5 protein-coding genes are annotated in these 4,443 nt (G+C 75.7%); 3 read left to right on the top strand and 2 right to left on the bottom strand.

Annotation, left to right across the window (positions count from 1 at the left end):
• Nucleotides 1–690 (top strand): TerD family protein (locus tag V7E45_RS38955; RefSeq protein WP_333779020.1); only part of this gene is annotated, 690 nt, incomplete at its 5' end.
• A gap of 5 nt (nucleotides 691–695) precedes the next feature.
• On the opposite strand, the gene V7E45_RS38960 is transcribed toward V7E45_RS38955, so the two are convergent.
• A complete protein-coding gene (locus V7E45_RS38960) occupies nucleotides 696–1,871 on the bottom strand; it encodes a glycosyltransferase (RefSeq protein WP_333779021.1) in 1,176 nt (391 codons plus the stop codon).
• A 57-nt stretch (nucleotides 1,872–1,928) separates the two neighbouring features.
• Between V7E45_RS38960 and V7E45_RS38965 the strand changes: the two genes are divergently transcribed.
• Together V7E45_RS38965 and V7E45_RS38970 are read left to right on the top strand one after the other, a co-directional pair.
• Entirely contained in the window at nucleotides 1,929–2,723 is a 795-nt protein-coding gene (locus V7E45_RS38965) for a glutamate racemase (RefSeq protein ID WP_333779022.1), read from the top strand.
• A 98-nt stretch (nucleotides 2,724–2,821) separates the two neighbouring features.
• Complete coding sequence (locus tag V7E45_RS38970) at nucleotides 2,822–3,367, top strand: hypothetical protein (RefSeq protein WP_333779023.1); 546 nt, start codon at nucleotides 2,822–2,824, stop codon at nucleotides 3,365–3,367.
• 63 nt (nucleotides 3,368–3,430) lie between these two features.
• Here the strand turns inward: V7E45_RS38970 and V7E45_RS38975 are convergent.
• Nucleotides 3,431–4,443: O-antigen ligase family protein (locus tag V7E45_RS38975; protein ID WP_333779024.1), on the bottom strand; the 1,013-nt coding region annotated here is incomplete at its 5' end.

Consider the following 4,443-nt stretch of genomic DNA (forward strand, 5'->3'; position numbering starts at 1 on the left):
CCGCCGGTCACCGCCCCCGTGCCGCTGCCGCCGCCCCCGGCGACCCAGCCGTCCGCACCCGTGCGCCTGTCCAAGGTCACCCTCACCAAGGCCGCGCCCTCCGTCTCGCTCGCCAAGCAGGGCGGCACCTCGGGCGCCATGCGCGTCAACCTCAACTGGCAGGTGCGCAAGCAACTCCCCGGCTGGGGCGGCCGGTGGGGCTCCGGACAGGGGGACGTCGACCTCGACCTGTGCGCCCTGTACGAACTCGCCGACGGCCGCAAGGGCGTCGTACAGGCACTCGGCAACGCCTTCGGCTCCCTCACCCGGCCGCCGTACATCCACCTCGACGGCGACGACCGCACGGGCGCCGTGTCGAGCGGCGAGAACCTCACCGTCAACCTCGACCACATAGAGGACTTCAGGCGCATCCTGGTCTTCGTCACGATCTACGAGGGCGCCGCCTCCTTCGCCGACCTGCACGCCACCGTCACCCTCAAGCCCCAGCACGGCGCCCCGATCGACTTCTCCCTGGACGAGTGCACGGTCCCCTCCACGGTGTGCGCGCTCGCTCTGATCACGCGCACCGGCGGCGACCTCGTCGTGCAGCGCGAGGCGCGCTACCTGGTGCCGGAGCGCGGGGTGAGCCCGCAGCGGACCATAGACCGCGCCTACGGATGGGGCATGAACTGGACGCCGGGGCGCAAGTAGCCGGCTCAGCCCTCGTCGCCCACGGCCTCGGGGCGCGCGTAGGTGCGCCCCTTCCAGGCCGCCCCCCGCCCCCGGTAGTGCTGCACGGCGGAGTCGGCCGTCATCAGGAGGTAGAGGAAGGCGGTGAACGGCAGCAGCGGCGCCAGCCACACGGGCTGCCGGTAGTAACGGAGCATCGGCGCGTACGTCCCCGCCATCACCGCCCACGCGGCCGCGCCCGTCACCGCCGTCGCCGTGCTGCCCGCGACCGCCCCCGCGACCACGGCCGCGGGCGGCACCAGGTACACCAGCACGAGCCCGGCGACCGTGCCGAGCAGCAGCAGCGGGTTGTGCCGCAACTGGGCGTACGCGCTGCGCGACACCATCCGCCACAGGTCGCCCAGCCGCGGGTACGGACGCACGCTGTCCACCCGGTCCGCCAGACCCAGCCAGACGTGACCGCCGACCGCCTTCACCGCGCGCGCGAGCGCGACGTCGTCGATGACGGCCTGCCGGATCGCGTCCGGGATCCGCGCCCGTGCGGCCGTCTCCGCGCGCAGCAGGACACAGCCGCCCGCCGCTGCCGCCGTGCGGGAACCCCGCCGGCCGATCCACCGGAACGGGTAGAGCTGCGCGAAGAAGTAGACGAACGCCGGGACCACCAGCCGTTCCCACAGGCTCTCCACCCGCAGCCGCGCCATCTGCGACACCACGTCGAAGCCGCCGGTACGGGCCGCCGCCACCAGCTCGCGCAGGCTGTCCGGCGCGTGCGCGATGTCCGCGTCCGTCAGGAGCAGATACTCGGGACCACGCGCGCGTGCGAGGCCGATGCCGTGCCGCACCGCCCACAGCTTGCCCGTCCAGCCGGCGGGCGGCTCGCCGGGGGAGTCCACCGTGAGCGGCAGCCCGCCGTGCCGCCGGGACAGCTCGCGCGCCAGCTCCCCGGTGCCGTCCGCGCTGCCGTCGTCCACCAGGAAGACCTCCGCCCGGCCCGGATAGTCCTGCGCGAGCAGCGACGGCAGACTCGCGGGCAGCACGGCGGCCTCGTCACGGGCCGGGACCACGACACAGACGGACGGCCACGGATCCGGTTCCAGACGCCCGGGCAGCCGGACGTCCGTGCGCCAGAAGAAGCCCTGGCACAGCAGCAGCCAGACCCAGGCGGCGAGGGATACGACGGTGATCCACACGATCGCGCTCACGGGCGCAGTCTGCCCCACCCGAGCGGCCCGTAAGGTCCTATCGTCTATCGTGGCCGGGTGAAGATCGCGCTCATGGACTCCGGAATCGGTCTGCTGGCGGCGACCGCAGCGGTACGGCGCCTGCGCCCCGACGCCGATCTCGTCCTCTCCCTGGACCCCGACGGCATGCCCTGGGGGCCGCGGACCAGCGAGGACCTCACCCGGCGCGCCCTGGCCGTCGCCGAGGCCGCCGCGGCCCGCCGGCCCGACGCCCTGATCATCGGCTGCAACACCGCCACCGTGCACGCCCTGCCCGCTCTGCGGGCCCGGCTGGAGCCCGGCATCCCGGTGATCGGCACCGTCCCGGCGATCAAGCCGGCCGCGGCGGGCGGCGGCCCCGTCGCCATCTGGGCGACACCGGCCACCACCGGCAGCCCCTACCAGCGCGGTCTCATCGCGGACTTCGCCGACGGCGTCCACGTCACCGAGGTGCCCTGCTGGGGGCTGGCCGAGGCCGTCGAGCACGCGGACGAGGCGGCCATCGACGCCGCCGTCGCCGCGGCGGCCGCCCTGACCCCGCGGGACGTGACGACCGTCGTCCTGGGCTGCACTCACTACGAGCTGGTGGCGGAACGTATCCGCGCCGCCGTCCAGCGGCCCGGCGCCGCCCCGCTCGTCCTGCACGGGTCCGCCGGAGCCGTCGCCGCCCAGGCGCTGCGCCGCCTCGGGGAGCTGCCCGCCCCCGACGCCCCGGCCGAGGGCGCGCTGACCGTACTGCTCAGCGGACGCGAGGGCGTGCTGCCCGCCGCCGCGCTGCACTACGCCGAGGGCCGGCTGCTGCCCGCCGCCGGCCCGCTCGCCGACCGCCACTGAGCCGGGGGCAGGCGCACCGGCTTCCCACTGGGCCGCCCGGAGGAGTCACCCGCCACGAGCGGGTACCGGCCCAGCGAAACCTGAGTAACCTCATAAACATGAGGGAGCACCGCCACGCCGAGGACGCCTCGCACCCCGACGTTTGGACCGGACGCGCCACCAACCGGGTCCAGTGGCTGCTCGCGCTGGTCGGCGCGGCCTGCCTGGCGCTCGGCATCGAACTGGCCGTCGAATCGGCCTGGACCTCGGGCAGAGCCGCACTGGCCATGTCCGTCGTGGGCTGCATCGCGGCCGGTCTGCTGGTCATCTTCGGCACCCTCGCCTTCGTGCACGTCGACCTCAGGCTCGACAAGGAGTGCGTCGAGGTCCGCTGCGGCCACATCGGCGTACCGCGCCGGCGCATCCCGCTCACCGAGGTCGTCGGCGCCGACTTCACGCCCGTGGTCACCCCCCGGCAGTGGGGCGGCTGGGGCTACCGCTGGCGCCCCGAGAAGGGCACCGCGGTCGTCGTCCGTCGTGGCGAGGGCGTCGTGCTGAGCCTGTGGGACGGCCACACCTTCACGATCACCGTGGACAACGCCGAGTCGGCGGTCCGGGTGATCCGCGACCGGCTGCGCACGATCACCCCCGGCACCGCCCACTGACCCACCCGGCCCGGCGGGGGCCGACGAGGCCGGGCGCGGCCGACCCGGCCCGACGGCGTGCTCCTACGGTCGGGGGCCGTCACCGTTCGCCAGGGGGCTGTCACCACTCAGCGGGCGGGCGGTCGCCCAGCCGGTCAGGAGGCCCGCGCCCGCTGTCACCGTGGTGAAGCTCAGTGCGTCGCCGAGCGAGGCGATCGCGGCCAGTGCGGTCAGAGCGGCGGCCGCCGTCAGGGCGACCGGGGTGGTGCGCGGGCTCCGCCACAGGGCGTGCAGGGCCCAGCCGAAAGCGGCGGCCAGCAGGAGCACCCCGGGCAGACCCTGCTCGGCCGCCTGCTGAAGGGGAGCCGAGTGCGGTCTGCCGTCGGCCGTCAGTCCCCGCGGCGGCGTACCGTCCGGCACGCCGAAGCGGCCGGGGCCGACCCCCAGCCCGGTGTGCCGGCCGGCCATCCGCAGGGCGTCCCGCCACAACTGCACCCGGTGCGGCGCCAGCCGGCCGCCCAGCACCTCGGTGAGCCCGCCAGGCAGCGCCCCGGCGGCCGCCGCCCAGACCGTCCCCGCCGCCAGGGCCGCCACGAGGGCAAGACCGGCGAGGGCGAGTCCCCGCTGCCGCATCGCGCCCGCCGCCAGCGAGCAGAGCAGGACCGCCGCACTCGCCGCACACCCGGCGGCCGAGCCCACGGCGGCGCCGGTCAGCGCGATCACGACGGCGAACAGCCGCAGCCCGAGACGGGACGCGGCCCGGCGGGCGGTCCAGGCCGCGCAGCAGGCCGCGCCGGTTGCCAGGGCGAGCAGGGCGGCGACGGCACCCTCGTGCCCGAGCGGGGCGGCGTACCGGGGGCCGGGGGAGAGGTCGGGCATGAGCAGTGCGAGGACGAGTCCGGCCGCGGCACCGCAACAGGGCGCGGCCAGCGGCAGCAGAGCCCCGGAGACCCGGCCCGCGGCATGACCGGCGACCACGGCGAGCACCGCGAGCAGCACTCCCTCGGGACGGCCCTCGTGGGCCGCCGCCGTGACCAGCGCCCACGCCGCGCACGCCCCGAGCAGGATCATGCCCGCCCCGTCAGAAACGTTTCGCC

This window comes from Streptomyces sp. IBSBF 3136 (assembly GCF_036815105.1).
Taxonomy (GTDB): Bacteria; Actinomycetota; Actinomycetes; order Streptomycetales; family Streptomycetaceae; genus Streptomyces.